This window comes from Labrys neptuniae, assembly GCF_040797145.1.
Lineage (GTDB): Bacteria > Pseudomonadota > Alphaproteobacteria > Rhizobiales > Labraceae > Labrys > Labrys neptuniae.
In genome coordinates this window covers 748719-773645 of sequence record NZ_JBFNQD010000002.1, presented here as the reverse complement: position 1 = coordinate 773645, position 24927 = coordinate 748719, and the positions used below count along the sequence as shown (strand labels likewise).

23 protein-coding genes are annotated in these 24927 nt (G+C 65.2%); 10 read left to right on the top strand and 13 right to left on the bottom strand.

Annotation, left to right across the window (positions count from 1 at the left end; translation table 11 throughout):
• Positions 1–84: 84 nt before the first annotated feature.
• The 11 genes from ABXS05_RS10810 to ABXS05_RS10760 form a co-directional block, all read right to left on the bottom strand.
• Complete coding sequence (locus ABXS05_RS10810) at positions 85–621, bottom strand: GFA family protein (RefSeq protein ID WP_367623886.1); 537 nt, start codon at positions 619–621, stop codon at positions 85–87.
• Positions 618–1253 carry a TetR/AcrR family transcriptional regulator gene (locus ABXS05_RS10805; RefSeq protein WP_367623885.1) on the bottom strand — a complete coding sequence of 212 codons (636 nt, stop codon included), beginning with the start codon at positions 1251–1253 and terminating at the stop codon, positions 618–620. Before ABXS05_RS10805 ends, ABXS05_RS10810 begins: the two co-directional genes overlap by 4 nt.
• Positions 1254–1404: 151 nt before the next feature.
• Positions 1405–2193: an enoyl-CoA hydratase-related protein gene (locus ABXS05_RS10800; RefSeq protein ID WP_367623884.1), complete on the bottom strand. Its 789-nt coding sequence runs from the start codon at positions 2191–2193 to the stop codon at positions 1405–1407.
• 242 nt (positions 2194–2435) lie between these two features.
• Positions 2436–4502 (bottom strand): acetate--CoA ligase family protein, encoded by a 2067-nt coding sequence (locus ABXS05_RS10795; RefSeq protein ID WP_311937945.1) that lies wholly within the window; start codon positions 4500–4502, stop codon positions 2436–2438.
• Positions 4503–4665: 163 nt separating this feature from the next.
• Positions 4666–5403: an SIS domain-containing protein gene (locus ABXS05_RS10790; RefSeq protein ID WP_367623883.1), complete on the bottom strand. Its 738-nt coding sequence runs from the start codon at positions 5401–5403 to the stop codon at positions 4666–4668.
• Positions 5404–5657: 254 nt separating this feature from the next.
• Positions 5658–6836 (bottom strand): acyl-CoA dehydrogenase family protein, encoded by a 1179-nt coding sequence (locus tag ABXS05_RS10785; RefSeq protein ID WP_367623882.1) that lies wholly within the window; start codon positions 6834–6836, stop codon positions 5658–5660.
• An 86-nt stretch (positions 6837–6922) separates the two neighbouring features.
• Entirely contained in the window at positions 6923–8515 is a 1593-nt protein-coding gene (locus ABXS05_RS10780) for a 5-guanidino-2-oxopentanoate decarboxylase (protein ID WP_367623881.1), read from the bottom strand.
• A 176-nt stretch (positions 8516–8691) separates the two neighbouring features.
• Positions 8692–9879 carry a pyridoxal phosphate-dependent aminotransferase gene (locus tag ABXS05_RS10775; RefSeq protein ID WP_367623880.1) on the bottom strand — a complete coding sequence of 396 codons (1188 nt, stop codon included), beginning with the start codon at positions 9877–9879 and terminating at the stop codon, positions 8692–8694.
• 172 nt (positions 9880–10051) lie between these two features.
• Positions 10052–10942 carry an NAD(+)/NADH kinase gene (locus ABXS05_RS10770; protein ID WP_367623879.1) on the bottom strand — a complete coding sequence of 297 codons (891 nt, stop codon included), beginning with the start codon at positions 10940–10942 and terminating at the stop codon, positions 10052–10054.
• 187 nt (positions 10943–11129) lie between these two features.
• Positions 11130–12185 carry an SPFH domain-containing protein gene (locus ABXS05_RS10765; protein WP_367623878.1) on the bottom strand — a complete coding sequence of 352 codons (1056 nt, stop codon included), beginning with the start codon at positions 12183–12185 and terminating at the stop codon, positions 11130–11132.
• 173 nt (positions 12186–12358) lie between these two features.
• Positions 12359–12664, bottom strand: coding sequence for a hypothetical protein (locus ABXS05_RS10760; RefSeq protein ID WP_311937929.1), 306 nt, complete (start codon positions 12662–12664; stop codon positions 12359–12361).
• 235 nt (positions 12665–12899) lie between these two features.
• Between ABXS05_RS10760 and ABXS05_RS10755 the strand changes: the two genes are divergently transcribed.
• The 4 genes from ABXS05_RS10755 to ABXS05_RS10740 all read left to right on the top strand — a co-directional run bounded on the left by ABXS05_RS10755 (position 12900) and on the right by ABXS05_RS10740 (position 17199).
• On the top strand, positions 12900–13595 hold the full coding sequence (locus ABXS05_RS10755) for an NUDIX hydrolase (RefSeq protein ID WP_367623877.1): 696 nt from the start codon (positions 12900–12902) through the stop codon (positions 13593–13595).
• Positions 13596–13717: 122 nt separating this feature from the next.
• A complete protein-coding gene (locus ABXS05_RS10750) occupies positions 13718–14137 on the top strand; it encodes a RidA family protein (protein ID WP_367623876.1) in 420 nt (139 codons plus the stop codon).
• Positions 14138–14257: 120 nt separating this feature from the next.
• On the top strand, positions 14258–15616 hold the full coding sequence (locus tag ABXS05_RS10745; protein ID WP_367623875.1) for a hypothetical protein: 1359 nt from the start codon (positions 14258–14260) through the stop codon (positions 15614–15616).
• A gap of 341 nt (positions 15617–15957) precedes the next feature.
• Positions 15958–17199 (top strand): MFS transporter, encoded by a 1242-nt coding sequence (locus tag ABXS05_RS10740; protein WP_437178643.1) that lies wholly within the window; start codon positions 15958–15960, stop codon positions 17197–17199.
• Positions 17200–17230: 31 nt separating this feature from the next.
• Here ABXS05_RS10740 and ABXS05_RS10735 read toward each other — a convergent pair whose 3' ends face one another.
• Positions 17231–18241: a GlxA family transcriptional regulator gene (locus tag ABXS05_RS10735; protein WP_367623874.1), complete on the bottom strand. Its 1011-nt coding sequence runs from the start codon at positions 18239–18241 to the stop codon at positions 17231–17233.
• A 128-nt stretch (positions 18242–18369) separates the two neighbouring features.
• Between ABXS05_RS10735 and ABXS05_RS10730 the strand changes: the two genes are divergently transcribed.
• On the top strand, positions 18370–19191 hold the full coding sequence (locus ABXS05_RS10730; protein ID WP_311937916.1) for an alpha/beta fold hydrolase: 822 nt from the start codon (positions 18370–18372) through the stop codon (positions 19189–19191).
• Between the two features lie 87 nt (positions 19192–19278).
• On the opposite strand, the gene ABXS05_RS10725 is transcribed toward ABXS05_RS10730, so the two are convergent.
• Positions 19279–20055 carry a HugZ family pyridoxamine 5'-phosphate oxidase gene (locus tag ABXS05_RS10725; RefSeq protein ID WP_367623873.1) on the bottom strand — a complete coding sequence of 259 codons (777 nt, stop codon included), beginning with the start codon at positions 20053–20055 and terminating at the stop codon, positions 19279–19281.
• A 201-nt stretch (positions 20056–20256) separates the two neighbouring features.
• On the opposite strand from ABXS05_RS10725, the gene ABXS05_RS10720 reads away from it, so the two are divergent.
• The 5 genes from ABXS05_RS10720 to ABXS05_RS10700 all read left to right on the top strand — a co-directional run bounded on the left by ABXS05_RS10720 (position 20257) and on the right by ABXS05_RS10700 (position 24507).
• Positions 20257–20955: a response regulator transcription factor gene (locus tag ABXS05_RS10720; RefSeq protein WP_149253366.1), complete on the top strand. Its 699-nt coding sequence runs from the start codon at positions 20257–20259 to the stop codon at positions 20953–20955.
• Between the two features lie 130 nt (positions 20956–21085).
• A complete protein-coding gene (locus ABXS05_RS10715) occupies positions 21086–22828 on the top strand; it encodes a sensor histidine kinase (RefSeq protein WP_311937911.1) in 1743 nt (580 codons plus the stop codon).
• A 3-nt stretch (positions 22829–22831) separates the two neighbouring features.
• On the top strand, positions 22832–23299 hold the full coding sequence (locus ABXS05_RS10710; RefSeq protein ID WP_367623872.1) for an HPr kinase/phosphorylase: 468 nt from the start codon (positions 22832–22834) through the stop codon (positions 23297–23299).
• Between the two features lie 294 nt (positions 23300–23593).
• Positions 23594–23995, top strand: coding sequence for a PTS sugar transporter subunit IIA (locus ABXS05_RS10705; RefSeq protein WP_068296680.1), 402 nt, complete (start codon positions 23594–23596; stop codon positions 23993–23995).
• Positions 23996–24150: 155 nt separating this feature from the next.
• On the top strand, positions 24151–24507 hold the full coding sequence (locus ABXS05_RS10700) for an HPr family phosphocarrier protein (RefSeq protein WP_376717689.1): 357 nt from the start codon (positions 24151–24153) through the stop codon (positions 24505–24507).
• Positions 24508–24927: the final 420 nt, after the last annotated feature.

The window sequence follows — 24927 nt, the reverse complement described above, 5'->3', positions numbered from 1 at the left end:
CCTCGTCACTCTCAATGCCATCGTGCGAGATCAGACCCCCTTCAAGGCATGACACTCGCTCAACTACAGTTGCCGGAATCTCCCTCAGGCCTCGACCTTCGTCGCGATGTTCAGCTTGGGAACGCGGAAGCCCATGGCGATCCATGCCCCCAGCAGCTTGGCGTAGAATGAGATCGTATGGGTCTTCAGATTGGGAATGTCATCGGGAAGGCCGGAGGCGTCGTTGAGGTCGCCGACCATGGTGCGCATCTCCACTTTCGGCCGCGCCTGCTCGGGCCATAGATGCAGATAGAGGCTGAGCCAATGCGCGCCCTTCATTTCCAGGAAGACGGGTGTGTTGCAGCAGGTGGCGACCACGCGGCGTGACCCTGCCTTGTCGGAAAGCCGGAATTCGCTCAGATGTTCGGCTCCGGAAAGGATGGCAATGCGATCCTTGCGATATTCGGCGCTGGGCGTGGCCTCGTGGCAGGTCAGCATGGGCCTGGCGCCGGGCAGCTTCGCCAGCCGCCCCGCTGCGGCCCGGCAAGAATTGCACAGGCATTCGGATACCAGGATCGGCGCACCCCTGACCTCCAGGCGTGTCCGTCCGCAGTTGCAGCCGATCGTCATGGTCCCGCTCATTGCGTGCGCTCCCCGCTGAGATGAAACAAATGCCGGATATATCGGTCGAGATGATCGAGGCTTTCCCGCGCCAGTCCAGGATCGTTGCCGGCCTTGGCCAGCACGAAGCCGCCCTGGATGACGGCCTGGGTGTGCCGCGCCAGGCTTGCGGCCGTCCAGTCGCCAGCCATGCCGCGCTCGCGTCGTGCCGCCTCGATATCAGCCTCCAGCGTGGCGGCATGGCCGAAGATGCTGTGCCCGCAGGCATCGCGGATGTCAGGGGCGGTCGCATAGACTTCCTGCACCATGGTGCCGACCAGGCAGGTGAACTCGGGCAATTCGCCCACGATGATCGCCTTGCGAAAGGCGACATAGGCCAGAACGCGTTCCAGGGGATCGGCCGGGGCGTGATAGGGCGCCACCTGGAAGAAGCCGGTGGTCGTCTCCTCCCAATATTCGGCGGCGGCGACGCCCAGCGCTTCCTTGCTGCCGAAATGATGGAAGAACGCCCCCTTGGTGACATCGGCCGCGCGGCAGATGTCGTCGACGGAGGTGGCCGCGAAGCCCTTGGCGCGGATGACGTCCCGCGCCGCCTCCAGCAGGCGGTTTCGGGCATGGCCGCGTTCGGGCGATTGCTTGGTGGGTCTTGACATGCGATACACATACCAAATGGTTGGTATGTGTCAAGCGTGAAGTCAGAATGACATTCCGGGAGGCCGGCCTTTCCCTGCCGGTCTCTCCTCCTGAGCAAACGCAACATTGCAAACCGATAGTGCCAGGCTGGTCTGGAGACCAGCCCCCCGATCACCGGCCCTTCCAGACCGGAGCGCGCTTTTCGACGAAGGCCTTGGCGCCTTCGCGCGAATCCTCGGAAAGCTGCATGGCGCGGTGCTCGGGCACCTTGCCGGCATAGACATGCTCATAGGCCTCGCGCACGCCCATGCCTTCGGTGGCGGCGAGGATAGCCTTGACTGCGGCGATGGACAGCGGCGCGTTGGCCGCGATGGTATCAGCCAGTTCCCGCGCCGTGGCCATCAGGTCGGCCATCGGCACGACGCGGTTGGCAAGGCCCCAGCCATGGGCCTCCTGCGCCGTGAAACGGCGGCCGGTGAGCAGCAATTCGCTGGCGATGGCGAGCGGAATACGGCGCGGCAGGCGCTGGATGCCGCCGGCATCGGCGACGAGGCCAACCGTCACCTCGGAGAGGGCGAATTCGGCGTGATCGGCCACCACCATGAGATCGGCGGCCAGCGCCAGCTCGCAGCCCCCGGCGATGGCGACGCCGTTGACCGCCGCGATCACCGGCTTTGTCAGCTCCCAGAAGGCGGTCAGGCCGGCAAAGCCGCCCGGTCCGAAATCGGTGTCCGGCTCTTCGGCACCGGAGGCGGCCGCCTTCAGGTCCCAACCGGCCGAGAAGATGCGCTCGCCGCCCCCCGTGAGGATGGCGACGCGCAGCTCCGGATCGTCCTGCAGGGTGCGGAAGGCGGCATGCAGCGCCTTGGAGGTGGCGAGGTTGATGGCATTCGCCTTCGGACGATCCAGCGTGACCTCCAGCACCGCGCCGCGGCGTTCGAGCTTGACGGATTCAGACATGGCAATCTCCTGAAAATGCTAGCGCAACGATCGGCATGCGCAACTTTCACCCTCCCCTGGATGTCCGCAACTCTCTTGAGTTGCGTAGGGAGGGTCGGCCTGAAAGGCCGGGGTGGGGTGAGGAGGCACCGGCGGAAATGGCCAAAACGACTTCGCCTGCTGACGTCGTCACTCCACCCCGACACTGCGTGTCGACCCTCCCCCTCCAGGGGAGGGTGAAGGCTGTTCTGGCGCCCTTGGTCTCAATCCAGCATGCGAACGAGTGCATCGGCAGCGATGGCTCCGCGCCCCTCGGGCAACACAAAGAGCGGATTGACGTCGAGTTCGACCAACCGGTCGGCATGGCGTTCGGCAAAATCGGCGATCGCCAGGATGGCCTTGATGGTGCCACGGATGTCGCCGCGCGGCTTGCCGCGGAAGCCTTCGAGCAGGCGTGCGACGCGCAGGCTCATCAGCTTTTCGCGGATCTCCTCGGCGGTGACCGGCAGCAGCATCACGGCCGCGTCCTTGAGCATCTCGACCAGCACGCCGCCGGCGCCGACGGTGAGCGTCGGGCCGAACTGGGGATCGCGCACCACCCCGACGATGAGTTCGGCGACGGCGCCTTCCACCATGCGCTCGACCAGGAAGCGGTCGCCCAGATGCGACATCGAGGCGACGGCGTCGGTCACGTCGGCCCGCGAACGCAGGCCGAGCTTGACGCCGCCGACATCCGATTTATGGGCAATCTTGTCGCTGTGGATCTTGATCGCCACCGGAAAGCCGAGGGCAGCCGCTGTGGACGGGGCCTCGACCGTGCCGGCGATACGGCTCGGCGGCAGCTCGAGGCCGTGGCGGCCGAGCAGATGCTTGGATTCATATTCGCTGAGCAGGCGTGCCTTGCCGACATCGATGCGCGCGACCTTGCGCAACGGGACGAGCTTCTCCCAGCCGGCACGCGCCATTGTGAAGTCGACGCCATGGGTGATGGCGGTCAGCGCATCGCCCATGCCCTGCATCGGCAGCACACCGTCGGCAAGCAGTGCCTTGGCATCGTCCTCCTGCATGTTCTCCGGCAGCGAGGACACCACGGCGGCGCGGGCGCCCGAGGCTGCGGCAGCACGGGTGATCGCAGCGCGAGCGGCGGCAAAGCCGCCATCCGGCACCAGGCCGCGATCGGTGCGCGGCTGATCCAGCACCAGGAGGTTGAGGTCGAAGCCCGAGTTCAGCATCTCGGTGAAGACAGCCTCGTTGGCCGGCTCGTTGCCCCAGATATAGGTGTGGTAGTCGAGCGGGTTGGAGACATGCACCTTGTCGGTGAGCAACTCCTGCAGGCGAGCGGCGTTTTCCGGCGGGATCGGCGCGAACTCGAGGTCGCGATCGGCCGCGAGGTCGGCGATCAGCGCCGCCTCGCCGCCCGAACAGCTCATCGAAGAGATGCGCTTGCCCGGCAGACCGCCGAACAGGTGCATGAGCTTGAGCGTCTCGACGAAGGCCGGGACGTCGACAACACGCGCCACGCCGTAGCGGGCGAACAGGGCGTTGTAGAGCGCATCGGCGCCGGCGAGCGAGGAAGTATGGCTCATGGCGATCTCTGAGCCGATCTCCGAGCGCCCGGTCTTCAGCACGACCAGGGGCACGCCCTTTTCGAGTGCCTTGATCGCTGCCTGAGAAAACAAAGCGACATCGTCGATCGATTCCACATGCAGGCCGATGGCCGTAACGCGCTCGTCCGCCAGCAGCGCCTCGATATAGTCACCATGGTCGCCGATCGCCTTGTTGCCGACGGCAATGACATAGGCGATGGGCAGCGCACGCCGCTGCATCGTCATGTTGAGGGCGATGTTGCCGGACTGGGTGATGATGGCGACGCCCTTCTCCACCCGCTCGGCGCCATGGGTATCGGGCCAGAGCACGCAGCCGTCGAGCAGGTTGAGCACGCCGTAGCAATTGGGGCCGACGATCGGCATGCCCTTGGCGAGCTCGACGAGCTTCTTCTGCAGCGCCGCCCCCTCCTCGCCGACCTCGGCGAAACCGGCGGCATAGCAGACGGCCGCACCGGCGCCCCGCTCGGCCAGGGCCGCGACGATGTCGACCGTGGGTTCGCGCGGCGTCGCCACGAAAACGGCATCGGGCGCCTCCGGCAGATCGGCGACGGTCCTGTAGGCCTTGTGTCCCGCGATTTCGGTCTTGTCGGGATGAATGGGCCAGATCGGACCGGCATAGCCGATGCGGTCGCATTCACGGATGATCACGGAGGCCAATCGCCCCCCCGCGACGGCAATGTGGCGGGGTTTGAGCAGGCGGCGGAGGCCATCGACGACGGACATGCGGTGGGACCTATGGAGACAAAGCAGGCGGGAAACCTCGCACCCTAGGGAGGAGGCGTTGCTACAAGGTTGACGAGCACGGGACCGGCGTCAATCTGCTCATGTAGATTGATACCGCTTCGTGTAAAAATTCTGTCATGGACCGCCATCATCGACGACGATCTCAAAGATGCGGGTTGCGCGGCCGATACCGCGCAACCAGCCCGGCATTGATCTCCTTGGCGCCCGGCATGTTGGCGCTGCGATAGATCGGGGCATTGCCGCCCTCGGCCTGCAGGCGCGCCGCCGCTTCCGCGAAGACCGCGTTGAGCAGGGCCGCACCGATCGAGGTCGAGACCGGGCCCGTGCGCAATTCGCTGTCCGGCAGCGCCATCACGGCATCGCCGGGCGGTGCGCCATTGTCGAGCACGACATCGGCCAGATCGGCAAGCCGGGGCCGGCCCTGTGCTGCCTGGCTCGAATAAGCGAGCGAGGTGATGGCGACGATGGTGGCACCGGCCGCCCTGCCGATCTCCGCCGCCTCGATGATGGCGGCATTGACGCCGCTGTTGGAGGCGATGATCAGCATGTCCTTGGCCCCGATCGGATAGCGCGCCAGCACGGGCGCCACCATGCCCGGGATGCGCTCGAAAGCCGTGCTGGCCACCGAGCCGTCATGCAGCATGGTCACCGCCGACAGGATCGGCACGGTCAGGGCCAGGCCGCCGGCGCGATAATGCGCCTCCTCGGCCAGAATGTGGCTGTGGCCGGTGCCGAAGACATAGACCAGGCCGTCCTGCCGGGCCGTGCGCTCGACGGCTACAGCCGCTGCTGCGATGGCCTCGGCATTGGCCCAGAACAGAGCCCCGATGCGCCGGGTGAGATCGGCGAGATAGGCGGCGGCGGTCGGTATGTCGGTCATGGCAATCTTCCGGGAACTGGCTGCTGCATGCGGGAGAGGTGTTCCTTCCTGCACGATCATGATGCTCCCGCCAAGCGTCGCCATTCTGGGCTCATCCGTCACGAAACGAATCGAGATGGTTCGACCTCTGTCATTGCCGGGCTTGACCCGGCAATCCAGTTCCTCCCTCCGGATCTCGGCGACGGGGCCTCTGGATGCCCGGGTCGAACCCGGGCATCACAAAGGTGGCGCCTCAATCGTTACGGGACATCGCCTCAACGCCCCTCGTGCGGGCGCAGCATCTGCCGCGCGATGATAAGGCGCTGGATCTCGCTGGTGCCGTCCCAGATGCGCTCGACCCTGGCGTCCTTCCACCAGCCGGCGATTGGCAGGGTGTCCATCAGGCCCATGCCGCCGAAGGTCTGGATCGCCCTGTCGGTCAGCTTGCCCAGCATCTCGGACGCCGCCAGCTTGGCCATGGCGAAATCGGCATCGGTGGCCTTGCCCTGGTCGAGCAGCCAGGCGGCCCGGAGCGTCAGGAGGTCGGCGGCCTCCAGCTCGACCGCGAGATCGGCGAGCGGGAAGGAGACGCCCTGGAACTGGGAGATCGACTGGCCGAACTGCTTGCGCTGGCCGGCCCAGGCCAAGGTCTCGTCCATCACCCGGCGCGCCCGGCCGACCGAGGTGGCCGCCACGGTGAGGCGGGTGGCACCGAGCCATTCGCTCATCAGGTCGAAGCCCTTGCCTTCCTCGCCGAGAAGCTGGTCGGCCGGGATGACGCAATCGTCGAAATAGAGCTCGCAATTGTGGTAGCCGCGATGCGACAGCGCATGCGGGCCGGGGCGCACAGTCAGGCCGGGCGTGTCCTTGTCGACCAGGAAGCCGGAGATCTGGTTGCGCGGGCCGCGCTTGGTTTCCTCGGTGCCGGTAACGGCGAACAGGATGATGAAATCGGCCTTGTCGGCATGGCTGATGAAGTGCTTCTGGCCGTTGATGACATAGCTGTCGCCCAATTTAGCGTCATGTCGGCGGACTGCCTTGGTCTTCATCGAGCGCACGTCGGAACCGGCACCCGGCTCGGTCATCGCCAAACAGTCGACGCGCTCGCCGCGGATCGCCGGCAGCAACCAGCGCTCGCGCTGGGCGCCCTGGCAGCCCTGGAGGATGTTGGAGGGGCGGGCCACCACCATCTGCAGGCCGTAATTGGCCCGGCCGAGCTCGCGCTCCAGCAAGGCGATGCCGACGGCATCGAGGCCGCCGCCCCCCAGTTCCACCGGCATGTTGGCGGCATAGAGCCCGAGCTCCATCGCCTTCTTCTTGATTTCGGCGGCGAGGTCGTCAGGCACTTCGTCGGTGCGCTCGACCAGCGCCTCATGCGGATAGAGCTCCTCCTCGACGAAACGGCGCACCGTTTCGACCAGCATGTCCTGCTCTTCGGTCAATGCGAACTGCATCGGCGTTTCCCCTCGGTACAACGGAAATTCGATCGGCGCCCTTTCTAGTCTTTTCATGGCGCCGATCATGCCGATCGCGACATGGATCAAGCGTATTGCGACGCATCCATCTCGACGATGGTGGTCACCGGCGCACCCGCGGCCGCGAGCAGGGCTTCCTTGACCTCGCCGAGGGAGCGGGCGGCGACATGCCTGGCGCCAAAGGCCTTGGCGGCGGCACTGAAATCGGTCGCCTGCAGGCGCACGCCGAGCGGGGCGATCTGGTTGCGGACCATGTATTCCTCGATCTCGCCATAGCGCTGGTCGTTCCAGAGCAGCACGATGATCGGGGCGCCGGCGTCGGCCGCGCTGGCGAGTTCGGGCAAGGTAAACTGGAAGCCGCCATCGCCGATGATGCAGACCACGGGCACCTTGGGACGGCCGACCTTGGCACCGATGGCCGCCGGCAAGGCATAACCGAGCGTGCCGAAGCCGGTGGCCGCACTCATCCAGCGTCGGGCCGCCGGCGGTTCGGCCATGAAGTTGCCGCCATAGCTGGCCGCGGTGGAATCGGCCGCGACGACGGCCTCGGGCAGTACCTGCCAGATCGCGTCGAGCAGCGGGCGATGCCGGACATAGCGTGGATCGGCCCCCTCGAGACGCGCGGCCTGCAACTGCCGGGCATAGGCGGCCCCCCCCTCGATCGTCTTCACGAGCGGCGCCAGGGCGGCGGCAAAGCGCCCGGCATCGCCCACCACCGGCAGGGTTGGGCGGGCATTGCGATGCAGCTGGCGCGGATCGATGTCGACGCGGATCACCGCACCGTTGAGCTTCAGCCCATCGAGCTCATACCAGAACTCGGTTTCGCCCAACTCGGTACCGAGGGCCAGCACGAGATCGGCCTCGCCGATCGCGCGGTGCAACGCAGGGGTAAGCATGCAGCCGCCGGCCAGCAGCTTATGCCCAGCCGGCAGGATGCCCTTGGCATTGGCAGTGAGCAGGGTGGCGGCGCCCAGCTTCTCGATCAGTTCACGAACGGCATCGGCCCCGGCAACCGCACCGCCGCCGGCGATCACCAGCGGCTTCTTCGCCCTGGCGATCAAGGCTGCAGCCGCTTCGACATCGTCGGCGCGTGGTACCGGCGGGCCGGCCGGCTTGCGCATAGCGGTCACGGGCCCCGGGAAGGGCTCGGACAACAGGTCGATCGGGATTTCGATCAGCACCGGGCCAGGACGCGCGGAGGCCATGAAGGCGAAGGCTTCGTCGAAGGCGGGAATGAGCTGGCCTGCGGTCCAGATCGTCAAGGCGAGGGCGGACACCTCGCGGCCGACCACGGACTGGCCGCGCAATTCGTGGAGATGCCCCTCGCCGCGGCCGAGGGTCTGGCGCGGATTGAGCGTGGTGATCACCAGCATGGGCACGCTGTCGGCCAAAGCCTGCCCCATGGCGGTGGCAATGTTGAGAAGCCCGGGGCCGGTGACGATGAAGCAAGCGGCAGGCTTGCCGGTCGCCCTGGCATAGCCGTCCGCCATGAAGCCGGCGCCCTGCTCGTGGCGCGGCGTGATATGGGTGAGGCCCGAGCCCGGAATGCCGCGATAAAGCTCGACCGTGTGCACGCCGGGAATGCCGAACACCGTATCGATGCCGCGTTCGACCAGCAATTGCGGAATGAGCGTGCCGAGATGAGGATGGTCGGCCATGGTTCCCCCGTGGATGCGGTTATTATCTTGCAGGACACGTCTCCCTTCTCCCCTTGCGGGAGAAGGTCCCGGCAGGGGGATGAGGGGTGGCACGCCATATACGGCTGGCGTTGCAAGACCCCTCATCCGTCCCTTCGGGGCACCTTCTCCCGCAAGGGGAGAAGGAAAATCTTGCCTCAGGCGGCCTTGCCCTGGCTCAGCCGGATCGCCAGGCTGACCATGCGGCTGGCGGCTTCGCGCAACTGCGAGGCATCGGAACTGAGGGCGACGCGCACATGGCCCGCTGCCTGCTGGCCGAAGGAGGCGCCGGGCATGACGGCGACCTTCTCCTCTTCGAGCAGGCGCCAGGCAAAGGCCTCGCCGTCAATGCCGGTGCCGGAGACGTCGACCATGGCGAACATGCCGCCTTCCGGCTTCGGGCAACGCAGGCCCGGCGCATTGGCGAGCATTTCCGGCAGGATCTCGGCCCGCACGCGGAAGCTCTCGGCGCTCTCGGCGCATTCGGCGAAGGTCTCGCTGAGCGCATAGGCCGCCATGTCCTGGATGAAGGGCTGGCCGCCGAACAGCATCATTTCCGACAGCGGCAGCAGGCGTTCGATGAACTCCACCGGCCCGACGCACCAGCCGGCGCGCATGCCCGGCAGCATATGCGACTTGGAGAGCGAGGATACCACCACGGTACGCTCGGCCCCCTCGGCCAAGTCGAAAGGCGAGGCGAAGGGGGCGCCATAGGACAGCATCTCATAGACTTCGTCGGAGACGATCCACAGATCGTGCCGCCGGCAGACATCGACGATGGCAGCGATTTCCTCGCGCGACAGGGTGGCACCGGTCGGATTGTGCGGGGAGTTGAGCAGCAGGACGCGCGAACGCGGCGTGATGCGGGCTTCCAGGTCCTCGGCGCGCAGATGGAAGCCATTGGCCGGGTCGAGCGGCACCAGCACGATATCGGCACCGCTGGCACGGATCACGCCTTCATAGGTAGCATAGAGCGGATCGCCCACCAGGACCTCGTTGCCGGCTTCGGCCAGGGCGGCGAGCGCCGCATAGAGGGCGGTCTGGGTGCCTGGCATATAGGCGGTGTTGTCGGTGGTGATGGTGCGGCCGGTGCGCTTGGAATATTTGGCAGCGATGGCCTGCAGCACGGATGGCTCGCCGCGCCCGCCCGAATAGCGGATGCGGCGTGCCTGCAGGCTGGCGATGGCGGTATCGATCAGGGCCTGCGGCGCCGGCGTGTCAGGCTCGCCGATGGTGAGCTCGATGATCGGCTCGCCAGCCGCGACACGGCGGCGCGCTTCGAAATGCACGGCCCATTTCGCCGCACCCAAATCGGCCAAACGATCGGTCACGGAAGCAAAGCGCACGGTACACTCCTAAGAACTGTCCTCCCGGGATGTCGGTGTTTCGGGGAGGAGACGCATCAAGACCAACCTGATGAATGGTTGATGACACCGAATGAGATGAGCAAGCCGATACCATGGCGCGCGATCCGGCGTAACCCCCGCGACGTCTTGCCCCAAGGACCGGCCCCAAGGCTCACGGCACCGCCAGCCTCAGCCGCCTCGCCGAGGGCGCGATCTCGACACGGCGGCCCCAGTCGAAGGCGAGATGGTCGCTTTCGATGCCATCGGCGAAGATGGTGCCGCCATCCATTTCGGAGGTCACGACGACAGGTGCCTCCTCCACCAGCCCCCGTACCAGCTCGGTGCCGGTGGCGGGGCTCGGCCAGGCCTCGCGCACCAGGAAGCCGAGGCGCGGCTGCACCGGCGAGAGGTCCAGGCTGGCATGGGTGGCGTTGAGGATCGAGGCCGCCCAGCCGGTGGCGCCGGTCCCGGTGGCGACGATCAGGCCGGAAGAGGACTGGCGTTCGCTTTGCCCGCCGCAGGACAATGTGTAGCGCGCCGACTGGTGGCTGGCATGGCCCACGAAGATCTCGTTGAGGGCGAGCAATCGCTCGCCCTGGTCGAGACGCGCTTCCGCCATCACGCGCTCCTCGACGCGGATACTGCCCTTCACGGCCTCCTGCAACGCGTCGCCGGTATCGCTCACCCCGAACCGCACCAGGATGCCAGCGTTCTGCCCCGGAAAGGGATCGATGCCGATGACGACCTGACCATCGAGATATTTGGCGACATTGGCGACCAGCCCATCCTGGCCGATCGCCAGCACGACATCCTCCGGACCGAAGACGAAACGTTCGACATCGGCCCGCAGGATGGTGGCCTGGCGCCAGTCGGCCGGGATGGCGGCCCTGATGCGATGCAGAGCCTCGGTAAAGCGCCGATGCGTGTCCTCCACCGCTTCCAGCGTCAGGCCCTTGCGCTCCAGTACGAAGCGTGCAGCGGCAGCGCTGGTGTAGCTTGCCCGGATGCGGTCGAGATCGGTCTCGCGCCGGACCAGGATGACACGGGGGGCGAGAAGGGACATGGCGGGCTCCGGGGTTCGAGGGATAGTTTCCTTCTCCCCTTGCGGGTGTCGTCAACTCTCTTGAGTTGACTAGAGGTCCCGGCGGGGGATGAGGGGGAGAAACGTGACCTTGTCGGCTAAGCGCCTCCCCCCTCATCCGCCCCTTCGGGGCACCTTCTCCCACAAGGGGAGAAGGCAAAAATGCCACTCATCCTGCCTGCTCCTCGCCCTTGGCCAGGGCCGCGCCGAGCACGGTACCGAGCTGGGCCAGCACGTCGGGGCCGAGATTGAGCGTGCCGATCCTGGCATTGGCGAAGGCTTCCTTGAGGGCTTCGGCCACCGGGATCAGCACCGGCAGGGTGTTGGCGATCTCGGCTCGGACACGCTCGCCGACGAGCTTGGCCTCGTCGAGCCGGCGGATCGCTTCGGCTTCGGCCTCCGAGGCGACGCCGCGTGTCACCGCCTGGCTGCGCGCCGTCAGCTCGCGAGCCGTCGCCTCGCCCTCGGCCGCCACCATGTTCTTGTCGACAGCCGTGCGTGCCTGGGCGAGCTCGTTTTCGCGCTCGCGCTCAAACAAGCGCCCACGCTCTTCCTCCAGCCGGATCTTGGCCTTGGTCTCGTTCTCGGCGATCGCGGCCTCCTTCTCGACAGCGGCGGCGCGGCGGGCAAAGGTCGCCTCGTCGGCGGCCTGCTGCAGCTTTTCCGCCGTCGGCTGGCGCAGGGCCCTCACCAGTTCCGGTGCCGGCGTGAGATCGGACAAATGAATACCGGTGAGGGCAATGCCGATCGCCGACAGCGCGGCGGTAGCGGCAAGATCCCGCTCCACCTCGGCCAGCAATGTGCCGACGCCTTCGGCCAGCACAGCACCGATGCTGCGGCTGGAAAGGAAACGCTCGACCGCCGTCTTCACCAGACCGTCGATCAGGTTCTCGACCTGGCTCAAGGGATCGGCGCGATAGGCGCCGGTGCGCAGGTCGACGGAGAAGTCGATGCGCTCGGCCAGCAATGCAGGCTCCTGGGCGCGCCAGCTTGCCAGCCCCTGCACGCTCACCGCCTGGAAATCGGCGGTGCGACCGGTGACGGCGACGATGTGGTTGCGGTCGTCGGCCGGTACCTCGACCAGCGAGGTGCTGCCCTGGGGCGAGAACCACACGGCCTGGCCCCGGCCCGACCGGGCGAGGCGGCCGCGACGGTAGACGCCGAGGAAGGAGGAGGCCTCGACGCGGGCGTGGCTGAAGAAGGGATAGCGGCGAATGGTGGCCATGGCTGGCTCCTGCGTTGTCGAGATCGATTGAACTCGTTTTAATTTATTAAATTACAAAGTGCAAATTGTATTTTGTATATTTATGCCATGCTCACATCGACCCTGTGTCGAACAGCACATGCAGGTGGTCGGAGCGCACCAGCTTCGACCGGGAATGAGGGAGGCAGACGTCCCTACCGCCTATCCTTGGTCGGGTAGCCGTGCTTGTTGCACCAGCGATAGGAACTATGCGTGGGCGTGACGACCCCGGCACAATAATTTTCGTCAACCGAGTTCCCTGTCTGATCGAAGGAACTACTCGAGGAAGAAGGTGGTGCCGGCTCCGGCCGCGGAGGTTCGGGCAATCGGGCCGCCGCTTCGTAGTTGCCGGGTATCCTCGGCACATGGCCGGTGAAGGGCTTGACGATGACCGTGGATTGCGGCGCCGCGCAGCCGGCGACGAGGGTGGCCAGCAAGGCAGACGACAGAAACGAGCGCATGTCTTCCTCTGCTCCGGATCGGATGCCGTTTCACCACGGATCGCACCATCGGTCAGTTCCCAAGCGAACAGGCGGCGACGGGAAGGCGTCTGCGCCAGCCAATAAAATCACAAATTGCATTTTGCGCCTTGATCTCGCTGCCGCTTCCGGCTGTGCTAGGACGATTTGACGGAATTGGCACCGCGGGCAGGGAGCGCCCTGGGTTCCACCGTTGCCCCTGTTTATGGATGTCGAAATGCCTGTCGTTTCCTATGCCGGGCCTGAACAGCGCCCGATCGCCACGGTCGACATCGTTCTCGTCACCTTGAACGAAGACGGCCTGCGGCTCTGCCTGCAACGGCGCGAATACGATCCCCATGCCGGTGAACTCGCCCTGATCGGCGGCTATGTCAGGCCGGAGGAGGATGCCGACATCGAGGCGTCGGCGCGGCGCATCCTGGCCAGCAAGGCCAGGCTCGATGGCCTCTATCTCGAACAGGTGCGCAGCTTTGGCGGCCCGGATCGCGACCCGCGCGGCTGGTCGATCGCCATCGTCTATCTGGCTTTGGTGCCGGACGAGCGCCTTGCCGCCGCCGAGGCAGCCGGCGCTCCCCGTTTCGAGCGCATCGATCCCGACCATTGCCCGCCTCTGCCCTTCGACCATGGTAGGCTGATCGCCGCCGCCCTGGTGCGGCTGCGCTCGAAAGCGAGTTATTCCACCCTGCCGGCCTTCCTGCTCGGCGAGCAATTCACCCTGCCCGAGCTCAAGGCCGTCTATGAGAGGGCCATGGGCACGCCGCTCAACGACAGCGCCTTCCGCCGCAAGCTGATGGAAATGCAGATTCTCGAGGAGATCGATGCCAAGGCGAGCGCCACCGCCGAACGCAAGCGCCCGGCGCAGCTCTACCGGCTGGCCAGTCGGGCGCTGACGGAATTCGACAGGACGGTGTGATCCAACCTTTCTCCTTCCTTCATGCTTAGCCAAGAACCCTGCCAGCCTTCCTGGATAATGCTCCAGTCGAGACAGCGTCATCATCGCCTGCGAAAACAGACCGACAGAGTAAGGAGACCATCATGCTGCGCCCGATCAATCCGCCCGGCTCCGCCATTCCCGGCATTTCCCAGGCCATGCTGGTCGAAAGCGGGCGGCTGCTGCTGCTTTCCGGCCACGTGCCCTTCGACGAAACGGGCAAGGTCGTCGGCGATGACCTCGCCTCCCAGCTCGAAAAGGTCTTCGCCAACCTGCTCGCCACCCTGCAGGCGGCCGGCGGCGATTTCAGCGCGCTGGCCCGGGTGACCATCTATGTACGGGACTACGATCCCAGCCAGCTGCCTGTGATCCGGGCGGTGCGTGATCGCTGGATCGGCAAGGAGCGGCCGCCGGCCAGTTCCCTCGTCGGCGTCGCCTCGCTGTTCCTCCCCGACGTCCTGGTGGAGATCGACGCCATCGCCGTGCTGCCGGAGCAGAAGGGAAGCATGGATACGGGCCGATAACGGGCGGGTCACGCGTCCCCCCTATTCAGTGGATACTCAAAACGCCGGACACCGCTAGTGTCGGCAAACCGAGAACATCCATCGCGAGACGACAGTGCCGATCGCGAGAAGGAGGATCGCATGCCCCTCCGTGCGCGCGTAGGTCGCCACGCCTCGACCGGCGCCCAGTGCCAGAACTGGGCCGAAGACCAGCAGATCGTCATCGCACTCCTCAATCTCATTCCCAAGATTGACGGCGGAGCCCAAGCCGGTATTGCAGGCCGCGTCGTTGGCGGCATCGCCAGCGACGCGCTGTGCAGTGCCATCCTCACGTTCCAGAAGAAATACTTCCCGGCGCACCAGACAGGTTTCATCGAGCCCACCGGCGCAGCCATCGCCAAATTGGAGGAACTCGCCTCACGCCCCTCGCCGACGCCGGCTGCCACCCCGACCGGGCCTTGGGGCGTGTTCCAGAGCAACTCGGTACCGAAAGCCCTGCGCGCGGCCTTGGCCGACGATCGCCATCTCAACCATGTCGAGGTCGTCGAGATCCTGCGCGCCACCCTGCAGGACGGCCGGGTAACGCAGAGCGAACTCGCCGACCTGAAGATGATCGCAGAGAAGTCCAACACCATCATGCCGCGTTCGAAGACGATGCTGGAGCGCTTCGTCGACCTGGCCGGCACGATGATGGCAAAATGGCCGTTCGACGTCTCATCGGTCCAGCGCAGCTATGCCGTCGGCCGTGCCTGCGACTTCATGCGCAAGCTCGGTCGCGGCCAATGGCCCAATCTCGACCGGGACGAAGTCGGCATCGGCATCATCATCCGCGTCGCCTATCCGGGCACGCTCGACCAGAACCAGACGAATTTGTGCGGACCAGCGGCTCTGGTCTTCAATGTCCTGCGCGACCGTCCGGGAACCTATGCCGCCTACGCCTGCGACATGTACGACAAGGGCGAGGGCGTGCTCTACAGACTTCCGATCAAGCCGAAAGCCGATCTGCGCCATGCCGCCCCCTCGTCCTCCGATATTGCCCCGGTCGACTGGCTGACGCTGGCGAGCATCCGCAACTCCAACGACTGGGCCATCCATTACGATTCGACCGACGGCGGATTCTCGGGCATGACGACCCCGATGGAGCTGGCCTACTGGTTCGACCAGGCCGGCTACACGGATGTGCGGGAGGATGCGAACTTCTTCCGCCACCAGCGCGACACCGACAACATGAAGGAAGCGAACCGCCTGCTCGCGGCGGGCTACCATGTCGTCCTGCTCATCGGCTCCAACATGGTCGATGGCCATCAGACCCAGAGCTCCGACATTCGCGACGATCACTGGGTCGTGCTGCAATCGCAGATGAAGGTGGAGAATGGCGAAGTCACGTTCCACATCTATACCTGGGGCGACGGCTATCGCGAGGTGCCCTTGAGCGGAACGCTCACGCTGGATGACTTCCTGATGAACTATTATGGCTATGTGGCTGCCAAGCCCTATTAGCCAGCATCAGGGTCGCGGGCAGCCGTGCTCGGCCTTGGAAACGAGGCGCCAGGCCAACCTCGTGAAGAACCCGGATAGAGGCTCCCGCGGCCGAAACTCCAGCTTTCCGGACCGCCGCATTTTCAAGCGCGGACGAGACGTCCGTTTCCCAGGCATAGCTCGGCCCCGAGCCATGCCGAAATGCAGACGTAAACCGATTTACATTTTCCCCTTCGGAAGCAATATTGCAGTGCAATACATCGTTCCCAAATCGCTGATTCAAGCCATTGCCAGCCTGCGGCCTCTCGCCGTGAGGTTTCTCATCTTGTTTGTTTCGCGCCATTCGCCCTGAAAGCCCTCCCGTGACCCATCCGGCCACCGCCTCCCTCGCCGATCTCAACGCCGACAGCCCGTCCCATCGTCATCGCGCCGCCTGGATCGAGTTTGCCCTTGCCGTCGGCGCTTTCGGCGTCGGCGCCGGTGAATTCGCCTCGATGGGCATCCTGCCCAACGTCGCCAACGGTCTCCTGGTCACCGAGCCGCAAGCCGGCCACATGATCAGCGCCTATGCGCTCGGCGTGGTCGTCGGTGCGCCGGTCATCGCCGTGCTTTCGGCCCGTATGGCGCGCCGCACCTTGCTGCTCTGGCTGATGGTGGTGTTCGCCGCGGCCAATGCCGCCAGCGCCCTGGCGGGCGGCTATTACCAGCTGATCGGCTTCCGCTTCCTGGCGGGCCTGCCGCATGGCGCCTATTTCGGCGTCTCCTTCCTGGTCGCCGCCGGCATGGCCGAGCCCAATCGGCGCGCCCAGGCGGTCGGGCGCGTGATGATGGGAATCACGCTCGCGACGCTGGTCGGCTCCCCCCTCGCCACCTGGCTCGGCCAGACCCTGGGCTGGCGCCTCGCCTTTGCGACCGTCGGCGCCATCGGCGCTCTTACCGCCGCGCTGATCCTGGCCTTCATGCCGCTCGACAAGGTCAAGCCCGGCGCCAGCCCGCTGCGTGAACTCGGCGCCCTCAAGCGCAAGCAGGTCTGGCTGACCTTGGCGATCCCGGCCATCGGCCTGGGCGGCATGTTCGCCGTCTACACCTATGTCGCCTCCACCCTCACCCAGCTCAGCGGCTTCTCGCCCGCTTTCGTGCCGGTGGCGCTGGTGCTGTTCGGCATCGGCATGAATGTCGGCAACATCGCCGGTTCCTGGCTGGCCGACCGCGCCCTGATGGCCACCATCGGCGGCATGCTGGTCTGGGTGATCGTGGTGATGGCGCTCTATGGCCTCACCGCATCCAATCCCTGGATGATCTCGCTCTGCATCTTCCTGATCGGCTGCAATTTCGCCATCTGCCCGGCGATCCAGACCCGCCTGATGGACGTGGCCGGCGATGCCCAGACGCTCGCGGCCGCGCTCAACCATTCGGCCTTCAACATCGCCAATGCCCTCGGCGCCTGGCTCGGCGGCGTCGCCGTCGCGGCCGGCTTCGGCTGGGCCTCGACAGGCTGGGTGGGCGCCCTCCTAGCCGTGGCCGGCCTCGTGGTCTTCCTGGTGTCCTGGGGCCTGGAGCGGGCCGATAGGCGCGAGCCCGAAGCCGCCGCCGTCGCGGGTTAGGAGCGACGGGTTGGAGCTGCGGCGAGCCCGTTTAGGCCGCTGCCCCGATCGCTTGCCCGGCTCCGAAACGACGCCGGTAGTCGCGCGGCGACAGCCCCATCAGCTTGGCGAACACCTTGCGGAAGGCCGCCGGATCCTCATAGCCGACCGACCAGGCGATCTGGTCGACATTGCGATTGGTGGTTTCCAGCAGGGAACGGGCCCTGCTGACACGGATATGCTGGAAATACTCGGTCGGCTTCAGGCCCGTCGCTTTGTGGAAGCGGCGCAGGAAGGTGCGTTCCTCCAGGCCGGCCCTGTCAGCCATGGCTGCCAGAGAAACCGGACGCATGTCCTCCACCGCCTCCTCCTGGTCCTGCAGCCAGCGCTGCACCTTGAGCACGGCCTCGTCGCCATGGCGCAGATTGGGCGTGAAATTCGAATAATAGCGCTGCTCCCGCCCCGGTGGGTCGACGAGCAGGAAACGCGCCGTCTCCAGCATGACCTCCTGCCCCAGGACCCTGTCCACCAGCGTCAGGCCAAGGTCCGTCCAGGCCATGATGCCGCCGGCTGTAATGATATCGCCATCGTCGACGATCATCTTGGCGGTATCGATCAGGATATCGGGAAAGCGCTGGGAAAGGGCCTGGGCGAAGCTCCAATGCGTGGTGACCAGCCGTCCGGTCAGCAGGCCGGTTTCCGCGAGCAGGAAGGCGCCGGCGCAGACCGAGCACAGCATGGCCCCCTCGTCATGGCGCTGGCGCAGCCAGGCGGCGAAAGGAGCGGAGACCGCATGGGACGGCAGATCGCCGAGCCCCGGCAGGGCAACGATCGCCACGGGCTTGTGGGGGGCTGGACCATGGCTGTCCGCCACGCAATCGATGCCGCCGCCCTCGGCGATCTTCCACTGGGAGATCCGAATGCCGATACCCGCATCGCCGGCCCGGCGGCGCGCGATGTCATTGGCTGCGTCGAAGAGATCGACCATGCCGTAGACGGCGGCCGTGCGCACGCCAGGATACAGCAGCAGGCCAATCTCAGGTAGAGTGCTACCCATTGCCATTTGTCAGTTTTGCCCCGAACAATGTCAGTTTCGCCAATCCGTATCACGCCCATGGCGCGGTATTCAATGTCTCACCAGGCCGCCACGTTCCGAGGCGCCCCGCATTTCAACCCAGCAGGAGACCGACGATGAGCACGATCACCACCGAAGACGGCACCCAGATCTTCTACCGCGATTTCGGCAGCGGGCAGCCCGTGGTCTTCTCCCATGGCTGGCCTCTGAGCGCCGATGCCTGGGACGCCCAGATGGTGTTCCTCGGGCAGCATGGCTACCGGGTGATTGCGCATGATCGCCGCAGCCATGGCCGCTCGACCCAGACCTGGGACGGCAACCATATGGACCAGTATGCCGATGACCTCGCCGAACTGATCGAGGAACTGAACCTGAAGGATGCCGTGCTCGTCGGCCACTCCACCGGCGGCGGTGAAGTCACCCGCTATCTCGGACGCCACGGCACCAAGCATGTCGCCAAGGCTGTCCTGGTCGGCGCCGTGCCGCCCTTGATGCTGAAGACCGACGCCAATCCCGGAGGCCTGCCGCTCGAAGTCTTCGACGGCATCCGCAAGGGCACCTTCGACGACCGCTCGCAGTTCTACAAGGACCTGACCCTGCCCTTCTACGGCTACAACCGCCCAGGCGCGAAGGTTTCCGAAGGCGCGCGCGAATCCTTCTGGCTGCAAGGCATGCTGGGGGGCCTCAAGGGCCAGCTCGACTGCATCAAGCAATTCTCGGAGACCGACTTCACCGAGGATCTGAAGAAGATCGACGTACCGACCCTGATCATCCATGGCGACGACGACCAGATCGTGCCGATCGGCGCTTCCGCCCATCAGTCGGTCAAGCTCATCCCCAACGCCACCCTCAAGGTCTATCCGGGCGGTTCGCATGGCCTGACCTTGACGCAGCAGGACCAGTTCAACGCCGACCTGCTTGCCTTCATCAGGGGCTGAAGTCAGTAGGAAAAGACGCAGCAATCCTTCTCCCCAGGTGGGAGAGGGATTGTCGCGCTTCACCCGTCTTGGTCGGAACAGCCGGCCTCAGCCTCGCGCCTTCTCGGCCAGATGTACCAGCGTCAGCCGCAGGGCGGTGGCGTCCAGGACCGGCTTGTCGAAGACGAGGCGCAGCGTGTCGTCGGCAAAGGCCAGATCCAGGCCTTCGGGATCAATGCCGCTGATGCGCCAGGGGCCGTCGCGGCCGCCGAGCAATTTGGTGGCGTAGAGCCTGACGGCATCGGCATGATCAGCGTTCATATGCTCGATCGCCCCGGCCTCCGCGGCGCGCAGGGCCTCCGCGCCCTTGACGTCGGTAAGGAGTTCCTCCGCCGACAGCAGGGCGGCGCGTGCAAAGCCGCCATTGAGATGTCCGCCGCTTACCGCCACGCGGAAAAAGCTGAAATCCGGGAAATCGGCGTAAAGCGCCGATTTGGGATGCCGGGCCAGAAAGCGCGCCTTGCAGAGAGCCCTGGCATCTTCATCCTCGACGATCTTAGCCAGGCCCTTCACGGTCAGGCGGGCATGGGCCAGCGGATCGCCCTTGCCGCCCTCGCTCAGCAGCAGGGAAATGCGCGCATCCTTCTCGATATTGCTGCGATGGGCTGCCAGCCGGGAGAGTAGCAGCAGCGGCGCACCATCGAAATCGGTGGCTGTATTGACGAGGCTGGCAAAGGGAGAGCCATCGCTCGAATCAAGTGTCGCCAGCGCGCCGGCGCGGATGCGCCTGAGCAGGGCCTTGCCCTCCGCAACGGGCTCGAAATCGGCAGGCTGGTTCGCCGGAACCGGCTGGCCGGGCAGACGCGTGGTATCGCTCGAAGACATCGCTCTGGAAGACTCGTTTGGATGGAAACAGTTTGAAAATGCCGTTTTGCCGGCGATTGGCAACAAGAAGTACCGTTTTGAACCGATAATTGTCACACTTCCGCCGGTTTAGGCGTAGAATGCGAAGGCAAGTATGGTGATTTGCCGCGCAAACCATCATAATAGCCTTTGGCGGTTACACCGCGTCATGAAAGGATTGCAATGCCGACGATTGCGCTGGTCGATGACGACCGCAACATTCTGACCTCGGTTTCCATCGCGCTGGAGGCGGAAGGCTATCGCATCCAGACCTACAATGACGGCATGTCGGCCCTGGACGGTCTGAAGGCCAATCCGCCGGATCTCGCCATCTTCGACATCAAGATGCCCCGCATGGACGGCATGGAGCTGCTGCGCCGCCTGCGCCAGAAATCCGAGCTGCCGGTGATCTTCCTCACCTCCAAGGACGAGGAGATCGACGAATTGTTCGGCCTGAAGATGGGCGCCGACGATTTCATCCGCAAACCCTTCTCGCAGCGCCTGCTGGTGGAGCGCGTGAAGGCGGTGCTGCGCCGTTTCCAGCCCAAGGATGCCGCCGCTGCCAAGGCTTCGGACGCCAAGATCCTGGAACGCGGCCTGTTGCGCATGGATCCCGAACGCCACACCTGCACCTGGAAGGGCGAGGCGGTGGTGCTCACCGTCACCGAGTTCCTCATCCTGCACGCCCTCGCCCAGCGCCCGGGCGTGGTCAAGAGCCGCAATGCCCTGATGGATGCGGCCTATGACGACCAGGTCTATGTCGACGATCGCACCATCGACAGCCACATCAAGCGCCTGCGCAAGAAGTTCAAGCAGGCCGACGACGATTTCGAGATGATCGAAACGCTCTATGGTGTCGGCTATCGCTTCAAGGAAGCGTGAGGGTTTCCTCCCGCCTCAACCTGGAGACCTTCTCCGCGCAGCGGGGAAGGCCATCCCCTGGAATGACGCCTTCTTCATGCCCTGAAGCAGGCTCTCGCGCTCCTCTCGATAGAATTTCGTACCAGACCCGATGAGCCCCGAGCGCGCGACCCCATCCGAGCACCCAAGGTCGAGATCGATCATCCGGCGGCGCCTGCGGCTGGCCCTGCGCGCGATCACCGTGCAGACCTTCTCCAGCCTGACACGGCGCATCGTCGTGCTGAACCTGGCCGGCCTGGTCGCCCTGGTCGTCGGTATCTTCTACCTCAACCAGTTCCGCGAAGGCCTGATCGACGCGCGTGTGCAGGCCCTGCTCACCCAGGGCGAAATCATGGCGAGCGCCGTGGCCGCTTCGGCTTCCGTCGAGACCGGCTCGATCCGCATCGATCCGGAAAAACTCCTGGAACAGCAGGCGGCGGGCGAGGACGAGAGCGACGACGCAAGTTCGCTCGACTTTCCGATCAATCCGGAAAAGGTCGCGCCGCTGATGCGGCGCCTGATCTCGCCGACGAAATTGCGCGCCCGGGTCTATGATCGCGACGGCAATCTGGTGATCGATTCCAGGGCTCTGTTCATCTATTCCGATATCGTCCGCACTGACCTGCCGCAGCCCAAGCAGGAACAGAACCTGGCGGAACGGGTCTGGAACACGGTCAAGCGCTATCTCTTCCGTTCCGACGCGCCGCTCTACAAGGAGCTCGGCAACCAGAACGGCAAGGGCTATCCGGAAGTGATAACGGCGCTCAGCGGCGCTCCCTCCACCCAGGTGAGCATCAACGAGCAGAACGAATCCATCGTCTCGGTTGCCGTGCCGATCCAGCGCTTCAAGTCGGTGCTGGGCGTGCTGCTGCTGTCGACCCGCCCAGGCGAGATCGATGAGATCGTGACGGCCGAGCGCCTCGCCATCCTCCGGGTCTTTGCCGTCGCCGCGGTGGTGATGGTGATCCTGTCGATCCTGTTGGCAAGCACCATCGCCGGCCCGATCCGCCAGCTGGCGCGAGCGGCAGAGCGGGTGCGCTACGGCGTGAAATCGCGCCAGGAAATCCCCGATTTCACCGAGCGCTCCGACGAGATCGGCCATCTTTCCGGCGCCCTGCGCGACATGACCAATGCATTGTTCAAGCGGATCGAGGCGATCGAGAGCTTCGCGGCCGATGTCGCCCATGAGCTCAAGAACCCACTGACATCGCTGCGCTCGGCCGTCGAGACCCTGCCGCTCGCCCGCAACGACACCTCGCGCAACCGGCTGCTCGAAGTGATCCAGCACGATGTCCGCCGGCTCGACCGGCTGATCTCGGACATTTCCGATGCCTCGCGCCTGGATGCCGAACTGTTGCGGTCCGGCGCCGAGCCCGTCGATCTCGCCAGGCTGCTCACCGCCCTCACCGGCGTGTTCAACTCGGTCGAGCGCGAGGACGGGGTCAAGGTGCGCCTGTCGATGCCCACGGGCCTGCCGCCGCAAGCCCTTTTCATCAATGGCCATGATTCCAGGCTCGGCCAGGTCATCAACAATCTCGTCGACAATGCCCGCTCCTTCTCGCCCCGGGACGGCGAGGTGCGGGTCGAATTGCGGCGGAACAAGAACGACGTCGAGATCGCGGTGGAGGATGATGGTCCGGGCGTGCCGGACCATGCCATCGAGCGGATCTTCGAGCGCTTCTACACCGACCGTCCCGAGGAACAGGGTTTCGGCCAGAATTCGGGCCTCGGCCTGTCCATCTCCAAGCAGATCATCGAGGCCCATGGCGGCAAGCTCTGGGTCGAGAACCGCAAGGATGGCGACAAGGTGCTCGGCGCCCGTTTCGTCGCCCGCCTGCCGGCCGCGCAGGCCTAAGCCATGCCAACCTCGCCCACCGTACATGCCACCTGCATCGTCATCGACGGGCGGGGCATTCTGCTGCGTGGCGCCTCCGGCGCCGGCAAGAGCCGGCTGGCCCTGCATTTCATCGAGACCGCGCCGGCCCAGGGCCGCCTGGCCCGCCTGGTAGGAGATGACCGCGTCTATCTCGAAGCCGTCGAGGGCAGGCTGATCGCCTCCGTGCCATCAACCATCGCCGGCCTGATCGAGCGACGCAGCAGCGGCCTGCGGGATGCCGGCATCGAACGGATCGACTGGCAGCCCTCGGCACCTGTCGGCCTGGTTGTGGATATTCTCGACGATGACGCAGAGATCGTCATCCCCAGCAAAAATATTCGGCACATCAGGCTGGAAGGCGTGGACCTGCCCTATTTGCCGGTTCCTCGCGATTTTCAGGCAGCTGTCGCCCTGATTGAGGCCATCTTGCCGCAATTGCCGCCGGTTTGACCGGATTCCAGGCCCGGTCCGCGCCAGTCTGCGTTAACGAAACGTTGATGCCTATGGCCTTCATGTGACGAGACTGCGACAATGTGAGCCGGAGAGAGGCTTGTTTTTGTGCAGCGCGGGAATAATATCAGGCCTCGGAGCTACGGGTTGCAGGTTGTCCGAAGGGCATCCTGGCCGTGCGTTGCGGAGGCGTCGTCTCATTTTGCTCAACACCGGGTGGCGCGAAAGCGAAACGGACCTGGATTGTTGTCGCGATCGCGACGGCGACCGGAAAGATTCAATGCGGATCATCCTATGATCGGCATGGTGCTTGTCACGCATGGTCATCTGGCGACCGAGTTCCTGTCGGCTCTCGAGCACGTCGTAGGGCCGCAACGTAATGTCGAGGCCATCGATATCGGCCCCGAAGACGATGTCGAGCAGCGCCGCCGCGACATCATCGATGCCATCGGCCGGGTCGAAGACGGCTCCGGCGTGGCGGTTCTCACGGATATGTTCGGAGGAACACCTTCAAATCTGGCGATTTCCGTGATGAGCGGCCCCTCCATCGAGGTCGTGGCCGGCATCAACCTTCCCATGCTCGTCAAACTGGCGCGGCTGCGCAGCGAGGTTCCCCTCGCCGAGGCAGTCACGCGCGCCCAAGAGGCTGGCAGGAAATATATCAATATTGCCAGTCGTGTGTTGTCAGGCCAATGATTCGACGTTCATTCAACTATGCTGGTCACGGCCAGAAACTTGCCGAGGCGGCTCTTGCGGTACCGCTCGCATTCAGCAATCCTTGGGCCAAATGTTGGGGCAGCAGTGCCCCAAGCGGGTGCACCCCGGTGCAGATGCAGGCGGAGACCTCCTCGATGCACAAGCAGCAGATGCAAACCGGCAGCACCGACGAGCAAGCCTGCGAAGAACCGGAAGCGGCTCCCATCCCCACCATGGACGGCGGTATCGTACGCATCCTCCCCATCATCAATCTCAAGGGCCTGCACGCCCGCGCCTCGGCGAAATTCGTGCAGACGGCCGAAGGCTTCGATGCCACCGTCAAGGTGACGCGGTGCGGCGAAACGGTCGGTGGCCAGTCGATCATGGGCCTGATGATGCTGGCCGCAGCCCGTGGCACCACCATCGTGGTCGAGACTGCCGGCCATGATGCCCAGGCTTGCATGGACGCCCTGGAAGCCCTGTTGGCCGACAAGTTCGGCGAGGAAGCCTGAAGGCAAACGACGCCCAGCCTGCGGCGTCGAAGCAGCAGCGGCGATAACAGGCGACATCCGCCCCCCCTTCCCCAATCCCCATTTCGTCAGGCCCCGCTGGCCCTGCAGCGGCGGCATTTTCGTGCGTGGATTGCAGGCCTCCCGGCAGGTTGTTTGCTGCAGCGCACACCGGAAATATAACTTCACCAAAAGTCACGACTTTGCCGCAATCCAGCCAAGGGGCCGCCCCAGCCCAGCGCGACTTTTCTTCTCGTTACCTCGGCACCCGGTCCGGCGTAAGCCGGAAACCTCAGCCCCCCAGCCCCCCGACTTTGTCGGACCGGGTCCGCCGAGGTGGCGTTAGATGACCCAAGAAGTGCAGGCCGGCTCCTCTGGAACCGGCCTTTCTTTTTGCGCCGATCTCCGGGTGCGCGGACGTGG

Coding starts and splice junctions, on each gene's coding strand:
- ABXS05_RS10810 (WP_367623886.1), bottom strand. CDS start 621: ATGAGCGGGACCATGACGATCGGCTGCAACTGCGGACGGACACGCCTG.
- ABXS05_RS10805 (WP_367623885.1), bottom strand. CDS start 1,253: ATGTCAAGACCCACCAAGCAATCGCCCGAACGCGGCCATGCCCGAAAC.
- ABXS05_RS10800 (WP_367623884.1), bottom strand. CDS start 2,193: ATGTCTGAATCCGTCAAGCTCGAACGCCGCGGCGCGGTGCTGGAGGTC.
- ABXS05_RS10795 (WP_311937945.1), bottom strand. CDS start 4,502: ATGTCCGTCGTCGATGGCCTCCGCCGCCTGCTCAAACCCCGCCACATT.
- ABXS05_RS10790 (WP_367623883.1), bottom strand. CDS start 5,403: ATGACCGACATACCGACCGCCGCCGCCTATCTCGCCGATCTCACCCGG.
- ABXS05_RS10785 (WP_367623882.1), bottom strand. CDS start 6,836: ATGCAGTTCGCATTGACCGAAGAGCAGGACATGCTGGTCGAAACGGTG.
- ABXS05_RS10780 (WP_367623881.1), bottom strand. CDS start 8,515: ATGGCCGACCATCCTCATCTCGGCACGCTCATTCCGCAATTGCTGGTC.
- ABXS05_RS10770 (WP_367623879.1), bottom strand. CDS start 10,942: ATGTCCCTTCTCGCCCCCCGTGTCATCCTGGTCCGGCGCGAGACCGAT.
- ABXS05_RS10765 (WP_367623878.1), bottom strand. CDS start 12,185: ATGGCCACCATTCGCCGCTATCCCTTCTTCAGCCACGCCCGCGTCGAG.
- ABXS05_RS10760 (WP_311937929.1), bottom strand. CDS start 12,664: ATGCGCTCGTTTCTGTCGTCTGCCTTGCTGGCCACCCTCGTCGCCGGC.
- ABXS05_RS10755 (WP_367623877.1), top strand. CDS start 12,900: ATGCCTGTCGTTTCCTATGCCGGGCCTGAACAGCGCCCGATCGCCACG.
- ABXS05_RS10750 (WP_367623876.1), top strand. CDS start 13,718: ATGCTGCGCCCGATCAATCCGCCCGGCTCCGCCATTCCCGGCATTTCC.
- ABXS05_RS10745 (WP_367623875.1), top strand. CDS start 14,258: ATGCCCCTCCGTGCGCGCGTAGGTCGCCACGCCTCGACCGGCGCCCAG.
- ABXS05_RS10735 (WP_367623874.1), bottom strand. CDS start 18,241: ATGGCAATGGGTAGCACTCTACCTGAGATTGGCCTGCTGCTGTATCCT.
- ABXS05_RS10730 (WP_311937916.1), top strand. CDS start 18,370: ATGAGCACGATCACCACCGAAGACGGCACCCAGATCTTCTACCGCGAT.
- ABXS05_RS10725 (WP_367623873.1), bottom strand. CDS start 20,055: ATGTCTTCGAGCGATACCACGCGTCTGCCCGGCCAGCCGGTTCCGGCG.
- ABXS05_RS10720 (WP_149253366.1), top strand. CDS start 20,257: ATGCCGACGATTGCGCTGGTCGATGACGACCGCAACATTCTGACCTCG.
- ABXS05_RS10715 (WP_311937911.1), top strand. CDS start 21,086: ATGAGCCCCGAGCGCGCGACCCCATCCGAGCACCCAAGGTCGAGATCG.
- ABXS05_RS10710 (WP_367623872.1), top strand. CDS start 22,832: ATGCCAACCTCGCCCACCGTACATGCCACCTGCATCGTCATCGACGGG.
- ABXS05_RS10705 (WP_068296680.1), top strand. CDS start 23,594: ATGATCGGCATGGTGCTTGTCACGCATGGTCATCTGGCGACCGAGTTC.
- ABXS05_RS10700 (WP_376717689.1), top strand. CDS start 24,151: ATGCACAAGCAGCAGATGCAAACCGGCAGCACCGACGAGCAAGCCTGC.